This window comes from Pseudarthrobacter sp. AG30, from assembly GCF_003116525.1.
Taxonomy (GTDB): domain Bacteria; phylum Actinomycetota; class Actinomycetes; order Actinomycetales; family Micrococcaceae; genus Arthrobacter.
Window position 1 is genome coordinate 129,004 of record NZ_QEHL01000009.1, and the last position, 15,980, is coordinate 144,983.

15 protein-coding genes are annotated in these 15,980 nt (G+C 66.5%); 8 read left to right on the forward strand and 7 right to left on the reverse strand.

Going from position 1 to position 15,980, the window contains the following annotated elements:
* Positions 1 to 116: 116 nt before the first annotated feature.
* Entirely contained in the window at positions 117 to 1,967 is a 1,851-nt protein-coding gene (locus DC347_RS09580; protein WP_109045210.1) for a dynamin family protein, read from the forward strand.
* Positions 1,964 to 3,457 carry a dynamin family protein gene (locus tag DC347_RS09585; protein ID WP_109045211.1) on the forward strand — a complete coding sequence of 498 codons (1,494 nt, stop codon included), beginning with the start codon at positions 1,964 to 1,966 and terminating at the stop codon, positions 3,455 to 3,457. The genes DC347_RS09580 and DC347_RS09585 overlap by 4 nt, the downstream gene beginning before the upstream one ends.
* Here DC347_RS09585 and DC347_RS09590 read toward each other — a convergent pair.
* Both DC347_RS09590 and DC347_RS09595 read right to left on the reverse strand, forming a co-directional pair.
* Positions 3,449 to 3,958 (reverse strand): hypothetical protein, encoded by a 510-nt coding sequence (locus DC347_RS09590; protein WP_109045212.1) that lies wholly within the window; start codon positions 3,956 to 3,958, stop codon positions 3,449 to 3,451. The genes DC347_RS09585 and DC347_RS09590 overlap by 9 nt on opposite strands.
* A 65-nt stretch (positions 3,959 to 4,023) precedes the next feature.
* The gene (locus tag DC347_RS09595; protein WP_018761759.1) at positions 4,024 to 4,413 is read right to left on the reverse strand and encodes a PLD nuclease N-terminal domain-containing protein; all 390 of its coding nucleotides are present in this window, start codon (positions 4,411 to 4,413) and stop codon (positions 4,024 to 4,026) included.
* A gap of 61 nt (positions 4,414 to 4,474) precedes the next feature.
* On the opposite strand from DC347_RS09595, the gene DC347_RS09600 reads away from it, so the two are divergent.
* Positions 4,475 to 4,783 carry a DUF4229 domain-containing protein gene (locus DC347_RS09600; protein ID WP_018761758.1) on the forward strand — a complete coding sequence of 103 codons (309 nt, stop codon included), beginning with the start codon at positions 4,475 to 4,477 and terminating at the stop codon, positions 4,781 to 4,783.
* Here DC347_RS09600 and DC347_RS09605 read toward each other — a convergent pair.
* From DC347_RS09605 to DC347_RS09620, 4 genes are all read right to left on the reverse strand, one after another.
* Positions 4,780 to 5,661 (reverse strand): 1,4-dihydroxy-2-naphthoate polyprenyltransferase, encoded by an 882-nt coding sequence (locus tag DC347_RS09605; protein WP_018761757.1) that lies wholly within the window; start codon positions 5,659 to 5,661, stop codon positions 4,780 to 4,782. The genes DC347_RS09600 and DC347_RS09605 overlap by 4 nt on opposite strands.
* A 75-nt stretch (positions 5,662 to 5,736) precedes the next feature.
* A complete protein-coding gene (locus tag DC347_RS09610) occupies positions 5,737 to 6,930 on the reverse strand; it encodes an AMP-binding protein (RefSeq protein ID WP_109045213.1) in 1,194 nt (397 codons plus the stop codon).
* 12 nt (positions 6,931 to 6,942) lie between these two features.
* A complete protein-coding gene (locus tag DC347_RS09615; RefSeq protein ID WP_018761755.1) occupies positions 6,943 to 7,911 on the reverse strand; it encodes a 1,4-dihydroxy-2-naphthoyl-CoA synthase in 969 nt (322 codons plus the stop codon).
* Positions 7,912 to 7,933: 22 nt separating this feature from the next.
* Positions 7,934 to 8,374, reverse strand: a complete 441-nt coding sequence (locus tag DC347_RS09620) for a VOC family protein (RefSeq protein ID WP_109045214.1) — start codon at positions 8,372 to 8,374, stop codon at positions 7,934 to 7,936.
* Positions 8,375 to 8,536: 162 nt separating this feature from the next.
* Between DC347_RS09620 and DC347_RS09625 the strand changes: the two genes are divergently transcribed.
* From DC347_RS09625 to DC347_RS09640, 4 genes are read left to right on the forward strand one after another with little or no spacing between them, the layout of a single operon-like run.
* Positions 8,537 to 9,814, forward strand: coding sequence for an ABC transporter substrate-binding protein (locus DC347_RS09625; protein ID WP_109045215.1), 1,278 nt, complete (start codon positions 8,537 to 8,539; stop codon positions 9,812 to 9,814).
* Between the two features lie 4 nt (positions 9,815 to 9,818).
* On the forward strand, positions 9,819 to 10,760 hold the full coding sequence (locus DC347_RS09630; RefSeq protein WP_206073909.1) for a carbohydrate ABC transporter permease: 942 nt from the start codon (positions 9,819 to 9,821) through the stop codon (positions 10,758 to 10,760).
* Positions 10,761 to 10,763: 3 nt separating this feature from the next.
* Positions 10,764 to 11,696, forward strand: a complete 933-nt coding sequence (locus DC347_RS09635) for a carbohydrate ABC transporter permease (protein WP_018761751.1) — start codon at positions 10,764 to 10,766, stop codon at positions 11,694 to 11,696.
* A 39-nt stretch (positions 11,697 to 11,735) separates the two neighbouring features.
* Positions 11,736 to 13,460, forward strand: coding sequence for a hypothetical protein (locus tag DC347_RS09640; protein ID WP_109045216.1), 1,725 nt, complete (start codon positions 11,736 to 11,738; stop codon positions 13,458 to 13,460).
* A 21-nt stretch (positions 13,461 to 13,481) separates the two neighbouring features.
* Here the strand turns inward: DC347_RS09640 and DC347_RS09645 are convergent, their stop codons facing one another.
* Positions 13,482 to 14,243: a CPBP family intramembrane glutamic endopeptidase gene (locus DC347_RS09645; protein WP_109045217.1), complete on the reverse strand. Its 762-nt coding sequence runs from the start codon at positions 14,241 to 14,243 to the stop codon at positions 13,482 to 13,484.
* A gap of 204 nt (positions 14,244 to 14,447) precedes the next feature.
* Between DC347_RS09645 and DC347_RS09650 the strand changes: the two genes are divergently transcribed.
* On the forward strand, positions 14,448 to 15,908 hold the full coding sequence (locus tag DC347_RS09650) for an amino acid permease (RefSeq protein ID WP_018761748.1): 1,461 nt from the start codon (positions 14,448 to 14,450) through the stop codon (positions 15,906 to 15,908).
* The last annotated feature ends 72 nt before the right edge of the window (positions 15,909 to 15,980 follow it).

Sequence of the window (15,980 nt, forward strand, 5' to 3'; positions counted from 1 at the left end):
GGTGCCGGAAAGGTAAACCGGCGGGCAGGAGGCGTCCACCTCCCGCCCGGGACATTGGGTACTGGAACGAAGGGCGCGCCGTGGCAGAAGCAGGACCCGCAAGGCCCGTTGACCCCATGACGGCGGGCCAGCTGATGAAGCTGGTTGAGCAGGGCTTGCAGCTGGTGGGGAGCGGGGACCGCCCGGACCTGCGGAAGAGGCTGGAGCAGGCTGTGGGCCGGCTGCAGGATCCAAGCATCAGGGTGATTGTGGTGGGGGAGTTCAAACAGGGCAAGAGCAAGCTCATCAATGCCCTGGTGAACGCCCCCGTGTGTCCGGTGGACGATGACATTGCCACGTCTGTTCCCACAGCTGTCCGGTACGGGGATCCGGCGTCTGCCGCCATCCTGGTTCCCGCGGCCGGCACTCCCGACGGCGGGGAAGAAGGCCTCGAACGCCGTCCAGTGGACCTGGCGGAGCTGCCTGCGCTCGTCTCCGAGCAAGGCAACCCGGGCAACAGCAGGAAGCTGACGGCCGCGGAGGTTTACCTGCCCAGGCGGGTCCTGACCGGCGGCCTCACCATCATCGACTCCCCGGGGGTGGGCGGCATGGGGTCGACCCATACGCTGACGACGCTTACCGCACTGCCTACGGCCGACGCCGTGCTGCTGGTCTCGGATGCGTCCCAGGAATACACCGAACCCGAACTCCGCTTCCTGCAAAAGGCCATGCGGATCACTCCCAGCGTGGCAGCGGTGCTCTCCAAGACAGACCTCTACCCGGACTGGCGGCGCGTGGAGGAGTTGGACAGGGCCCACCTTGACCACGTGGCACCGGACATTCCGCTGTTCCCCGTGTCCGCAGACCTACGGCTGGAGGCCTCGCGGCTCCAGGACAACGAGCTCAACGCCGAATCCGGCTATCCCGGCCTGGTAGCACACCTGCGCAATGAGGTCGTTGCGAAGGCCCAGCGCCTCCAGCGGCGCTCCGTCAGCCAGGACCTGCTCTCGGTCACGGCGAACCTCCGGTTGTCCCTCCAATCCGAGCTGGAGGCCCTGGAGAATCCGGACGGGACCCCGCACATGCTCGAGGCGCTGGAACAGGCCAAAGCCGAAGCCGACGAACTGCGGAAACGCTCCGCGCGCTGGCAGCTGACCCTCAGTGACGGCATCAACGACCTCATTGCTGACATGGAGTACGACCTTAGGGACCGCCTGCGCCGGATCCAACGCGAAGCCGAGGCCGCGATCGACCAAGGCGATCCCGGGCCGGTCTGGACCGAGTTCTCCCAGTGGCTCGAAGAATGCGTTGCCGCAGCCGTTTCCGACACGTTCGTCTGGACCAGCGAACGGTCCCAATGGCTCGCGGCCCAGGTGGCAGAGCACTTTGCCGCGGACGAGGTGTCCTTGCCCGTCCTGCACGTCTCCGACGCGGGGGACGCCCTCGACCCGGTGGACCAGATGCCCGGGTTGGATCCCGGCCGGGTGAACCCGGTCCAGAAGGTCCTGATCGGCATGCGCGGGTCCTACGGTGGCGTGCTGATGTTCGGCCTCCTCACCGGGATATTCGGGATGGCCCTGATCAATCCGCTCTCCGTAGGAGCCGGCCTGCTGCTGGGACGCAAGGCCTACCGGGAAGACAAGGAAGCGCGGCTGAAACGCCGCCAGGGCGAAGCCAAAACCCTGGTCAGGCGCCAACTCGACGACGTGACGTTCCAGGTGGGAAAGCAACTCAAGGACAGGCTTCGCCTGGTCCAGCGGACCACGCGGGACCACTTCACTGAAATCGCCGACGAATACCACCGCTCCCTGTCTGACTCCGTGGCGGCAGCCCAAAAGGCCGCCAACTCCTATGCCCAGGAGAAGGAAGGCCGCATCCGGGACATCAAGACCGAGCTCAAGAAGGTGGAGGCATTGCACCGGGCCGCCGAAGCCATAGCCGCCGAGGTAAGCGCCTCCGGCGTCCGCACCGCCGCGGGGGTGGGATGACAGCGGCCACCATGGCCGGGGCGGCGAAGCTCATCCGGGACACCCTGGAGGCCTACCGCGACGACCGGGAAGCCGCCGGGATGCTGCAGGGCTATGCCCGGCGGCTCGCCGAGCCGCTCAGGATCGCCGTGGCGGGCATGGTCAAGGCAGGGAAGTCCACCCTCCTGAACGCCATCATCGGTGAAGAAATCGCTCCCACGGACACCGGCGAATGCACCAAAATCGTCACGTGGTACCGGCACGGACCCACGCCGCGCATCACGCTGCACCCCGTCAATGGGGAGCGGCGGAACCTGCCGCTGAAACGCGTGGACGGTCGCCTTGTCTTCGTCCTGGACGGGATGCAAGCGGAGGAAGTGGAAAGGCTCGAGGTCGAATGGCCGGCACCGGCACTGCAGGGCATGACCCTGATCGACACCCCGGGGATCGCATCCCTGTCCCGGGACGTGTCCGCACGGAGCCTGGCGTTCCTCACTCCGGAGGATTCGGCGTCGGAAGCTGACGCCGTCATCTACCTGATGCGCCACCTGCACGCGTCAGACCTCCGGTTCCTCGAATCCTTCCATGACACCCGGGCCGGGCGCTCCGGCACGGTCAATGCCATTGCGGTGCTGTCCCGTGCAGATGAAGTCGGGGCCGGCCGGATTGACTCCCTGATTTCCGCCGGCAGCATCGCGGAGAGGTACAGCCAAGACCCCAACCTGCGGAAACTGGCGCTGGCGGTGGTCCCCGTGGCCGGACTCCTGGCCCAAAGTGCCCGCACCCTCCGCCAGGCGGACTTTGAGGCCCTGCGCATGCTGGCAGGCCTTGACCGGACCGTCCGTGAAAGGATGCTGCTTTCCGCCGACAGGTTCCGCCGGTCCACCGAGCCCGCGGGACTGACGGAGGGGGCACGGACGGGCCTCCTGGAGCGCTACGGGCTCTTTGGCATCCGGCTGGCTTCGGTCCTTATCCGGAACGGGTTTACCGAAGCCACACCCCTCGCCCACGAGCTTGCCCGGCGCAGCGGACTGGATCCGCTGCTGGATGTGCTGGACCGCCAGTTCCAGGCGCGGTCCGAGGCGCTGAAGGCCAGGACCGCGCTGGCGGCAGTGGAGAACCTCCTGGCCAGCCGCCCCCGCGAGGGGACGGAGCGCCTGGCGGCCGCCCTGGAACGGCTCCAGGTAAACGCCCACGAGTTCCGGGAGCTCCAGTTGCTCGCGGTGTTGCGGACCACGGGCGTGGACCTGCCTTCGGAACTGAGTGCGGAAGCTGAACGGCTGGTCGGCGGCAACGGCGCGGCCTCCTGGGTGCGGCTGGGCCTGGACGCCGGGTCCAGCCCCGAGGTGCTGGCGGCCGAGGCCCGTCGGTACCTGGCACGCTGGCGCGGGGTGGCCGAGAGCCCCCTGACCGGAAGGCCGGCCGCGGAGGCATGCCGGGTGGTGATCCGCAGCTGCGAGGGCGTGGTGGCCGGGAGCTCCGGCCGGCAACGCCAGCCGCGGTCAGCCTAGGGAGCGTCCTCGCCGCAGCCAGGCGCCGGCCGTCGGCAGGAACAGCAGCACCAGTCCGCCGAACGCCAGGGCCATTCCGGCCACCCACAGCATCACCACATAGCTGCCGGCCGCGCCGGTGGGGACCAGGAAAACGGACGCCAGCAGCAGCACGGGCAAGTGGCTGGCCAGCAGCGTAAGAAGGACCCAACGTGCCCAGGCCCTGCGGGCCAGCACAGCAGCCAAGGCCACCGCCTCCAGGAGCGTGGCCAGCAGCAGGGCGCCCATGCTTCCCCAAAAGACGATCTCCGCCGCGGTGCCTGCGGACGCCATGCCGTTGCGGGCCGCTGTGTCCGCCACCACGGCGCGGAGGCGGTGCAGGTTCGAATCGCGGGCCACGAACGAGCCGGCCAGCACGGTAAGCCCGGCGAGGAAGCTGAGGACCCAGAGGGTGCGTGCAGTCCTGACCGTGCCGGGCAGGGAAGGGGTGGCCGGGATGGGCGGCGGTGCGGACCAGGACATCCCCGGCCGAGGTGGAGGATGGGACAGACGCTGCTCGTCTCCTCCGGGCGGGGACGTCATGGCCCCTATTTCAGTCCGTCGGTATCGTGTTCGTCGGTGTCGTGCCTGGGTTTCCGGTCGTCGTCCTTGGCCTTGGCATCCAGTTCATCCTTGAGCTTCTTGAGCCGCTCAGCCTCGGCCTGGTTACGGCGCCGGGCCTCCAAGTTGCGGAGGAAGTCGGGATCGTCGTCAGGAGCGGTGGGGTGGGGGTAGCTCGGCCGGGGCTGCGCTGTGCCGCGCGGCCTGCCGATCAGCAACCACAGGATGGCGCCCAGGACGGGCAGGATGATCTGGACGATAATCCACGCCGGTTTGGAAATGCCCCGGGTCAGGCGGCCCTCGGTACGGATCACGTCCACCAGGCCATACACAAAGATGACGAGGACTGCGACGGCCAAAGCCACACGGAAGAGCATGCCATCAAGTCTATCGTCAGGACGCGCAGGGGCCGCGGGCGGAGGCGGCTAAACTTGAATAGTGGCCTTTTTGAAATATTCCCTGATCCGGCTCGCGATCTTCGTGCCCCTGTTCGTCCTGTTCGCGTTCCTGCAGGTCGGGGTGTTGATGTCCGTGGTCTGCGCCGCGGTCATAGCCTTCGCCATCAGCTACCTGTTCTTCCAGAAGCAGCGGGACGCTGCCACCGCAGCCCTGCAGCACCGCTTTTCCGGAAAGGCCAAGCCGCTTCGCTCGGCCGGGGAAATCCAGGACGCGAACGCCGAGGACGCCCTCCTCGATGCCAACCCCGACATCACCATCAACAATGCCAAGGGCAAAAAGAACGCCTAGAACCCGTGGCTGAGGATCAGCCCCAGTGAGAACAAAATGCTGTAGCCGAGGTTGATCAGCCCGGTCTGCTTAAGGACCGGGATCAGGCTCTTGCGCTTGCGCCCGTTGATCATCAGCCAGGCCGGCATCAGGCAGGCCGGAATGAGCAGCAGCACAATCAGGATCCATGGCCGGCCAGGGGCCAGGATCACCACCAGCAGGATGGCGACGGCCAGCATCAGGACGTAGCTTTCGCGCGCATGCTTGTCTCCGAGCCGCACGGCGAGGGTCTTCTTGCCGGCCTGCATGTCCGTGGGGATGTCCCTGACGTTGTTGGCCATCAGCAGTGCGGTGGCGATCAGCCCGGTCCCGATCGCGCCGATGACTGCCGGCAGGCTGATGTGCCCGGCCTGGGTGTAGGTGGTACCCAAGGTGGCCACCAGGCCAAAGAACACGAAGACGAACAGGTCACCGAGGCCCATGTAGCCGTAGGGGTTCTTGCCGCCCGTGTAGCCCCAGGCGGCCATGACGCAGCCCAGCCCCACCAGGATCAGCCACCACGCCTGGGTCAGGACCACCAGGGCCAGTCCGAACACCATGGCCAGGGCAAACGTGCCGAACGCGGCCCACTTCACATGCTCAGGCTTGGCGGCGCCCGAGCCCACCAGCCGCAACGGCCCGACGCGGTCGTCGTCGGTACCGCGGATGCCGTCCGAGTAGTCGTTGGCGAAGTTCACGCCAACTTGCAGCAGGAGTGCCACCAGGGCCGCGAGGATGGCGTTGGGCAGCAGGAACGAGTCCATTTCGTAGGCGGCGGCGGTGCCGATCAGCACCGGCGCGATCGCTGCCGGAAGTGTCCGGAGTCGGGCGCCTTGGATCCATTGGGCGGCTGTGGCCACGGTTAGTACCTCGTGTTGTTTCGATATGACGGCAGGATGGAGCGGGCGCACCCGCCGCGGTGGTGCAGGTCCACTCTACTTTCCCTCGTGCAGGGCACTGAGTTCCGCGGTCATGGCGAGCCGGTCGGGTTTGCCGTTTGGCAGCATCCGCAGCTCCGGTGCGGTGAGGACGGTCTTGGGTGCCAGGACCCCCAGTTGCTGTTGCCACTGTTGTTGGAGCACGACGGCGGAGTCCCCGGCTTCGTGCCCGGAAGCGCCGTCCCCGGCAAGGGCCACGTAGGCGGCCACGGCCTGGCCCCATTCCGCGGAGGGAACGCCGGCAACGAACGCCGAGGAGACGGCGTCGGACTGTTCCAACTGCTCCTGCACGTGCGCGGCGGAAACCTTGATGCCGCCGGTGATGATGACGTCGTCGGCCCGGCCCAGCACAGTGAGGCGGCCGTCGTCGTCGATGGAGCCGAGGTCGCTGGTGCGGTACCAGCGCACGCCGTCCTCCTCGAAGAACGTCCCGGTTTCTTCATCCGGTGCCTCGATGTAGCCGGCCGCCACCGTGTCCCCGCCCAGGAGGATCCGGCCGTCCGCGGCCACCCGGACAGAGACGCCTTCCAAGGGGTAGCCGTCGTAGATGCAGCCGCCGGAGGTTTCGGCGGAACCGTAGGTGGTGATCACCCGCACGCCGGCGTCCCGGGCAGCTGCCAGCAGGGACTGCGGCGCCGGGGCGCCGCCCAGCAGGATGGCGTTGAACCGGCGGAGCACCGCGAGGGTTTCCGGCGACGGGTCATCCAGGAGCCGCTGGAGCTGGGTGGGAACCAGGGAGGTGAAACGGATTTTGTCTGTCAGTTCCAGCGCTGCGGCGGTGAAGGCCTCCGGCGTGAAGCCGCCGGACATGTCCATGACCCAGGGACGGGTCCCGGCGAACAGGGACCGCACCAGCACCTGGATTCCGGCAACGAACTGCACGGGGAGGGCCAGCAACCATTGCCCCTCTCCCTTGAGCCGCAGCGCCGTGGCCATGGACGAGGCCGCCAGGGACTCCACCGTCAGCAGCGTCGCCTTGGGGGTACCGGTGGATCCGGAAGTGCGGACCACGGCCACGGCGTCGTCGCAGCCGGGGGTTTCCACGTGCCCCACTACCAGTGTCCCGTCTGCCCCGACGGAGAGTTCGACGGCGGGGCCCTCGCCGTGGAGGGCGGCCGCGAGGGCTTTCAGGGCCGGTTCGATGTTGAGGGGGCCGCCGGTGCCGGCGGCCGGTGATTCGTCGCTGTTCATTGCCGTCCCTTCTTAGAAATAGTGGGGGAAGCGTGACCAGTCGGGGTCGCGTTTTTGCAGGAAGGCTTCCTTTCCTTCCACGGCCTCGTCGGTCATGTAGGCCAGCCGGGTCGCCTCGCCGGCAAACACCTGCTGGCCCGCCAGGCCGTCGTCGGCCAGGTTGAAGGCAAACTTCAGCATGCGGATGGCCTGGGGCGACTGGCGGGCGATGTCCGCCGCGTATTCCAGCGCCACTTCCTCCAGCCGCGCGTGGTCTACAGCCTCGTTTACGGCGCCCATCCGAACCATGTCCTCAGCGGAATATTCGCGGGCGAGGAAGAAGATTTCGCGGGCGGCCTTTTGGCCCACCTGCCGCGCCAGCAGAGCCGAACCGTAGCCGGCGTCGAAACTGCCCACCGTGGCGTCGGTCTGTTTGAACTTGCCGTGCTGCCGGGACGCGATGGTGAGGTCTGAGACGACGTGCAGCGAGTGCCCGCCGCCGGCCGCCCAGCCGTTGACGACGGCGATGACCACCTTGGGCATGGTCCGCATGAGCCGCTGGACTTCGAGGATGTGGAGCCGTCCGGCACGGGCGGGGTCGATGGTCTCCTGGGTCTCGCCGTCGGCTGTGTTTTGTACTACGTACCGATAGCCGTCCCGGCCCCGGATCCGCTGGTCGCCGCCCGAGCAGAAGGAGTGGCCGCCGTCCTTGGGGGAGGGGCCGTTGCCGGTGAGCAGCACGGTGGCAACGTCCGGGGTCATGCGGGCGTGGTCCATGGCGCGGTACAGCTCATCCACGGTACCTGGACGGAACGCGTTGCGGACCTCCGGCCGGTTGAATGCGATGCGGACCGTGGGCAGGTCACGCACCCAGCCGCCGTCGGAATCCCGCTCCACCTGCCGGTGGTAGGTCATGTCCTGGAAGTCCTCGAAGCCGGAAACCACCCGCCAGCGCGTGGGATCGAAGACGTCGGACACCGGGGCGGGGATCTGGTTGCTCACCGTCCAAGTCTAGTAATCGGCGTCAGCTGATGCAGAACTCGTTGCCCTCGGGGTCCGCCATGGTGTGCCAGGAATGCGGCCCTTGCCCGGCCGTCCACAGGAAAGTGGCGCCTCGCGCCTCGAGTTCGCCCCGCACCTCGTCCTTGTCCCGGCCGTCCAGCCGCACGTCCCAGTGCACGCGGTTTTTCACGGTTTTCTGCTCGGGGGCGGTCTGGAAGAGCATGCGACGCGCGGGGGCGTTGGCTTCTATTTCCTCAGGCGGCCGGATGGCGGCGCCGTCCTTCCACACGAGGTTTCCGCGGTGCGTTATGGTCTGGTCCCCGGTGGCGTAGCCCTGCTCGATCATGGAACGGATGAAGCCGGCATCCTGTGGTTCCACCGCCCACTGCAAGGTTTCGGCCCACCAGTCGGCGAGCTCATGCGGGTTTGACGAGTCGATCACGATTTGGATATTCAGTCCCATCCGTCCACGGTAAGGGCGGCGGCGGAGTTGGGGAAGGGGCTGACGCGGGTGGGCGGCCTATCCTGACACCGTCAAAAGTATTCTTGACAATATGTCATGACATAGGTCACAGTTTCTAGCGGAAAGGGTTTTCCCCGCTATCGCGAGAGACAGGACAGAGCATTGTCAGAGACGACAAGAATCTCCAGCATTACCCGCCGCCAGTTTGGGCTGACGGCCTTCGGACTGTCGGCCCTGGCTGCCGGCCTCACCGCCTGCAGTGGAGGAGGGGGAGGGAGCTCCTCGGATGGCGGCGCCAAGACGCTGCAGCTTATCCTGTCCGGCGACACCAACCAGGGCGGTGCGTTCGCCGCCGCCGCCAAGAAGTACAAGGAAGCCACCGGGATCACCATCGAGGTTGTCGACGTCCCCACCGCGGACATCACCACCAAGCTGAAGAACGCGGCCACTGCGAACGACCTTCCGGCGCTGGCCCGCGTCACCGGCCTCGACCCGCTGTGGGCCAACCAGCTCCAGGACCTCACGGACATCGCCAAATCCCACAACATCGATCCCAACTTCCTGCAGCAATCGCCGGACGGCATTATCCCCGCCATCCCCTCCGACCTCACCGCCGTGGGGCTCTTCATCAACAAGAGCTTGTTCACCAAGGCCGGCGTCGCCTTCCCGACATCGATCGACACCACCTGGACCTGGGATGAGTTCATCGCAGCCGTGAACCAGGTCCGCGAGAAGGCAGGCGCCAAGTACGGCGTGGTGATGGACCGCTCCGGCCACCGGCTGCGCGCCATGATGTACGAATTCGGCAGCACCGCCTTCGCCAAGGAAAACGGCAAGTACACCGGCGACAGCAAAGCCGTGGAGACCCTGGAGTACTTCAAGAAGATCAACGACGACCAGACCATGCCCAAGTCCGTCTGGCTCAGCGGCGAGGACGGCAACGCCATGTTCAAGAGCGGCCAGGTGGCCGCCTACTACTCCGGCAGCTGGCAGGTGGCGGACTTCAACAAGAACATCAAGGACTTCGAATGGCTGTCCGTTCCGCTGCCCAAGAAGGACGTCAACGCCACCAACCTCGGCGGCGGATTCATGGTCGCCTTCAAGGACACCGGCGCAGATGAGGAAGCCAGGAAGTTCATTGACTGGTTCTACAACGACGCCAACTACACCGAGTTCGCCAAGACCGGCGGCTACCTGCCGGTCAAGGACCTGAAGGTGGACTATCCGTTCCAGCAGGCATCGTTCGAGCTTTACCAAAAGCAAATCGCCGGCAACCAGGCGAAGGGGGACAACGCCATCAAGCGCGTGGTCATCGAGGCTTACGCCGAGACCCCGTTCTCCGGCGATCCGCTCCGGGAGGAGACCGTCAAGATGCTCTCCGGCGGCCAGGACGCCAAGACCACGGTGGACAACATCGTGAAGCTCTACAACGGGGCCTGATCCCGTGGCACAACCAACCATCACTCCGACGGCGGCCCCGGCCCCGCAGCCGGGGCCGGTCCGCAGCAAGTCGGCGCTGAAGCGCCGCAACCGCTACGTCATCGCGCCGCTGGTCCTCATCGGCGTCAACGTGGTGCTCTTCCTGGTGTTCTTTGTTTGGCCGGGAGCGCTGGGCATGCTGTACTCCTTCACGGACTACCGCGGAATCGGCAAGCTGCACTTCATCGGCCTGGCCAACTTCCAGAAGCTCTTCGCTGACGGCTCGTTCTACGCCGCCCTGGGCCGGACCTTCGTGTACACGGTCCTGTCGGTCCCGCTGGTCTACGCCTGCTCCCTGGGCGTGGCCGCGTTGCTCGTCAGCAAAGCCGTCCGCGGACGCACAGCGGCAAAGACCGTGATCTTCCTGCCCTGGCTCATTTCGCCCATCGTGGTGGGCGTCATCTGGAAGTGGCTGTTCGGCCAAGACTTCGGCTTCATCAACTTCCTGATTTCCGGCTTGGGCGGGAATCCGCTGCCATGGTCCAGCGACGGCAACCTGGCCCTCGCCGTGGTGATCTTCGCCTCGGCGTGGGGCGGCACCGCCTTCAACATGCTGCTGTTCATCGCCGCGCTGAAGAACATTCCGGAATCCCTGTTGGAGGCCGCGGAGCTCGATGGGGCCAACGCCTGGCAACGTTTCCGGCACGTCACCCTGCCGGGCATCGCGCCGACGTCGTTCATGGTGATCCTGCTCTCCACCATCCATGCCATGAAGGAATTCGCCATGATCCAGGCTCTGACCGGCGGCGGCCCCGGAACGCAGAACACCCTGATCGTGCAGTACATCTACAAAACCGGTTTCGAGCAGTCAAAGGTGGGCTACGCCAGCGCCGCCTCCATGGTGCTGATGGTGGTCCTGCTGGCCATCGCCCTCATCCAGCTCCGGTTCAACAGGAAGAAGGGCTGACCCGTGGCAACAGCTGCCAACCTGCCTCCCGCGGTAGCGGAGGAACACGCCCAACCAACCCGGAACGACCCAGCACCACGCCGCAGGGACGGCCGCACCCAGCCGGGCAACCGGGAGATCCGGGCCAAGGCCTCCATCCCGCTGACCCTGCTGATGTGGGTGATCGCCGCCATCTACGCGCTACCCCTGCTCTGGTTCCTGCTCAGCTCGTTCAAGCCCGGCAGCGAACTCTTCAGCTACCCGCTGTCCATGATTCCCCGGGAATGGACCTTCCAAGGCTTCGTGGACGCATGGGAACGGGTGGACTTTGCGCAGTACTTCCTGAACACCGCCACGGTCTCCATCACCACCACGGTTCTGACGGTCTTCTTCAGCGCCTGCACCGGATATGCGCTGGCCAAGTACAACAACAAGGGCACCAGGCTGTTCTTCGTATGCATCCTGGCCACCACCATGCTGCCCACCGAGGTAATCCTGAACCCCACGTTCTCGGTCATCCGGGACCTGGGCCTCTACAACTCGCTGGCCGGCATCATCGTCCCGTCGGTACTCACGGCCACCGGGGTGTTCATGTTCCGGCAGTTCTTCCTCACGGTTCCGGATGACCTGCTGCACTCCGCCAGGATCGACGGCGCGGGCGAGCTGGCCATCTTCTTCCGGATCATGCTCCCGTTGTCCAAGCCCATCCTGTTCACGCTGGCCATCTTTTCGTTCCAGTGGCGGTGGAACGACTACATCTGGCCCCTGATCGTGCTCAACGACCCCAAGTGGTACACCCTGCAGGTGGCGCTGCGGAGCATCGTTGGGGCGGAAAACATCGACTGGCCGGTGCTCCTGGGGGCCTCGGTGATCTCGCTCCTGCCGCTGGTCCTGGTGTTCTTCGTCTTCCAGAAATACGTGCTCAACGCGGACGTCAGCGCCGGGCTGAAGGATTAGGACGGTCCCGCCACTGCGGGCCGGTGAAAGGCAGCAACAGTGCAGACAGCAACAACGGACACAGCCTTCCTGGCGCGGGTGGCGGCAGAAGCGGACCGGGAGGTCGCGGCGTTCCTGGCAGCCCACGACGACGACGTGCGGGCCTTGGCGCACCGGCCGGCCATGGCCAGGCTGCTGGCCCTGGCCGCCGTGTTCACCGAGCCCGGCTCCGGCTACTTCGCGCAGGAAACCCTTGCCACGGCGATGCGGCGGTGCCTGGACCGGTTGGAGACCCTCCAAGGGCCCACCGGCCTGTTCGACGGCACCAACCTGTCCTCGCCGCCGGACTCCGCGTTCACCCTGAACGACGCCTGCCTGGCGGTGCGGCTGGTCCGCGCAACGGAAACCCCGGACCACCTACTGGCGGAGGTGGACGAGCGGCTCGAGGCCATCATCGCCACGTCCGTTGACGCCATGGTGGCAGGCGGCGTCCACACCCCAAACCACCGCTGGGAGCTCTCCGCCGCCCTGGCGCAGATCAACACGCTGCACCCGCGGCAGGACATCGGCGCCCGGATCGAACAATGGCTGGCCGAGGGCATCGACCAGCTCCCCGACGGCATGTACTCCGAGCGCAGCCCCTTGTACGCCACTGCCGTGACCAATCCCTCGCTGCTGAGCATCGCGGACGCCACGGGCCGGACGGACCTCCTGGACCACGTCCGGCGGAACCTCGCCGCCTTCCTGCCCTGGCTCAACGCTGACGGCACCGTGGAATCCGTCTTCTCCCGCCGGCAGGACCAGTGGATGCAATTCGGCGCCGCCCCGTTCCTTCACCTGTACCGCCGGCTGGCGGCCCAGGACGGCCGGGCCGATTTCGCCGCGGCAGCCACCTGGCTGGCCCGGCTGCCCCTGCACGAGCCCGCGAAACTGCTTGCCCTCACCCGGCTGGACCCCTGGCTGTCAGCGGCCCTGCCGGCCGATCCGCCGTCGCACGCCGCCGCGCTGCCGGCACCCCTCGCTCCGGCCGCGGCGGCGCTCGAGAGTTGCGGCGCCTACCGGTTCCGCGGAGCAGGGTCCGTGGCCACCGTGTTCGGCGGCTGCGACCCCCTGGTTCCGGGCGTCGGCTCCGGGCTTGCCACCAACCCCACCTTCCTCCGCTTCGGGCACGGCGCGGCCGTGCTGTCCGATCTGCGGCTGTCCAGGAGTTTCTTCGACCTGGGCCCTTTCCGCAGCCAGGACACGGTGCGGCAGGGCGGCGTGCTGGTGCTCGCCGAGCAGCTGGAAGCCAACTTCTACCAGCCCCTGCCGCCGGCCAGGCAGCACCCTGATGGCATATACGCCCTGGAGCATGAAGGCCGTTTCAGCGCGGGCATGGAGTTCAGTTCGCGCGCCGCCGACGTCCACCGGCTTGCCACGGAGATCAGGATCAAGGCAGCAAGCGGGGAGGTTGGCCTGGACATTGGGTTCGAAGGAACGCACACGGCTTTCGCGCTCGAGCTGACCTTCCAGCCCGGCGGGGTGCTCGACGGCGTGGAGCCGGCAGGTGCGCACGGAACCTTCCAGCTGGTGGGCGGTACCGGCACGTACCGGGTGGGCGCGGACGTGATTGAGTTTGGACCCGGGCTGCCCGCAGATCCGGATACTCCTGCCACCTACAACCCGGGTGAAAGCTACCGCTACCTGGGCGGCACGAACACGGCCGGCGGCACCAAGGTCTACATCACGGGGCGGACCAGCGGCACGCACCGCTTCACGGTGCGCGGGTACACCCTGGCGGACTGAGCGCCGGGACCGAGCGCCGGCTTACGCCTGGACGTGCTGCATCTGCTCGAACAGTTCCGGCGGGATGGAGTAGACCAGGACCACGGCCAGCAAATTCTTGGCGGCGTGGACGAAATAGGAAAACATGACGTTCTTCCCGGTCCATACGTAGACGAACACCAGCGTGGCCCCCATGGCCAGGTAGGGAAGCAGTGCCGTGAGGGTGATGGCCTCCTGCCCCACGATGTGCATCGCCGCGAACAGCACTGCCGACAGGACGCAGCAGATCCAGATGTTCACCCGCCTGCCCAGCTTGCCGATCAGCAGGTGGCGGAAGATGTATTCCTCCACGAATGGTCCCACCACCACCAACAGCGGCACCATGAGCCAGGGCGGCACCTGCTGTATCAGGGCCTGCAGGCCTGCCTGGTTGGCGGACGTTTCCACCTGCCCGTTCAGCGCCACCAGGACCGCGGTCAGGACCAGCATCGCGATGACCGCGGACGGAACCATTAGCAGGGTGAACCACGGCCGGGTCGCCAGGACTTTGAGGTCGCGCGCCACTACTTTCCGGGCGGCCAACAGCGCCACGATACCCACCGAGGAATAGAACAGCAGGTTCACCGCATACGAGGCGGCGGCCGGGGACGGCGCAATCTGCCGCAGGAAAGGGGCCACCAGGTCGCCGGCCGCAGCGAAGAATCCCGCGATGGCCACGTAGAGGCAGAGCGCCGCCAGGTCCAGTCGGGAAAAACGGTACAGCTGTGGCTGTGGAGCGGGTGGTATGCGATGGGCTGTGGCCATGCTTCAGCCTATCGCCGGGGGTGCCGTGTAGCGCGCGTCACGTACCCGGCGCCCGGTCTTGTAGGATGGACAGGCCGCGTGAAGCTTCGGCTACTCGATGATTTACGCTCACAATCGCTGGTTTCTTGGCATTAAGGCCGAATTTTGTGAGCCGTATCATACGGATTCCGGATGCGGCCAACCCCCAACCCACAAGGAACAGTTGTGCCTCAAAGTACCCCCACAGACCTCAAGAACACCGCCGCGGCAACCGCCGCCGTCGACTCCTCCCTCAGCGCCGAGGGCTACAGCAAGACCCTGGGCCGACGCCACGTCACCATGATCGCCATGGGCGGCGCCATCGGCGTGGGCCTCTTCATGGGAGCCGGCGGCCGGCTCGCCTCCACCGGCCCGGCCCTGATCTTCTCCTACGCCATCGCCGGCGTCATCGCCTACCTGCTCATGCGGGCCCTGGGCGAACTCATCATGTACCGGCAGACCTCAGGCTCCCTGGTGAGCTACGCCGGCGAGATGTTCGGCAAAAAGGGCGCGTACATGTCCGGCTGGATGTACTTCATCAACTGGGGCATGACCGGCATCGCCGAGCTCATCGCGATCGGCCTGTACTTCCAGTTCTTCTTCCCCAATGTCCCTGTGGAAGCCTCGGCCATCGCCGCGCTGGCGCTCCTCGTGGCCGTGAACCTCCTGAGCGTCAAGGCGTTCGGCGAGTTCGAATTCTGGGCATCCTGCCTCAAGGTGGGCGCCATCCTGACCTTCCTGGTGGTGGGCACGTTCATGGTGGTCACCAACGCCCAAGTGGGTGACGGGCACGCCTCCGTCAACAACCTCTTCGCGGCCGAGGGCGGCATGTTCCCCAAGGGTGCGCTGGTGATGGTCCTGGTCCTGAATGCCGTCATCTTTGCCTACAACGGCATCGAGCTGGTCGGCGTCACTGCCGGCGAGATGCAAAAGCCGGAACGCGAGGTGCCCAAGGCGATCCGCGCCGTCGTACTGCGCATCGTGGTGTTCTACGTGGGCTCCGTCCTGCTGCTGGCGATGCTGCTGCCCTCGGACCAGTACAAGGCCGGGACCTCCCCGTTCGTTACCGTCTTCGGCCAGATGGGCCTGGGCTGGGTGGGTGACGTGATGAACATGATCGTGATCACCGCCGCCCTCTCCTCCTGCAACTCCGGCCTCTACTCGATCGGCCGCGTCTTCCGCACCATGGCCAACAACGGCCACGCCCCGCAGTGGCTCACCCGCATGTCCAAGCGGCACGTCCCGTATGCCGCCATCCTTGCGATCGCCGCGTTCTACCTGGTGGGCATCCTGCTGAACATCTGGCTGGGCGGCTCGCACGCGTTCGACCTCGCCTTGAACACCGCCTCGATCGGCGTGATCTTCTGCTGGGGCTCCATCTTCGCGAGCCAAATAGTGTTGCGCCGCCGCAAGGGCATCACGTCCACCCTGCCGATGCCGGGTTCGCCGTGGACCAGTTGGGCCGGCCTGCTGGGCCTGCTGGCCATCACCGTGCTCATTGGCTTCGACACCATGACCAGCAAGGACGGCGAGGTGTTCTACCTGGGCCTCTGGACGCTGGCCACCATCCCGTTCTTCGCGGTGGTCCTGTGGCTTGGCTGGCAGAAGGTCAAGGGCAACCAGCCCAAGAGCGAGCTCTACAGCTGACGCCGGATCTTCCTGAGCAACGTTCGACGGCGGGCCGTCCCTTGGGTGGGGCGGTCCGCCGTCGGCGTTTCC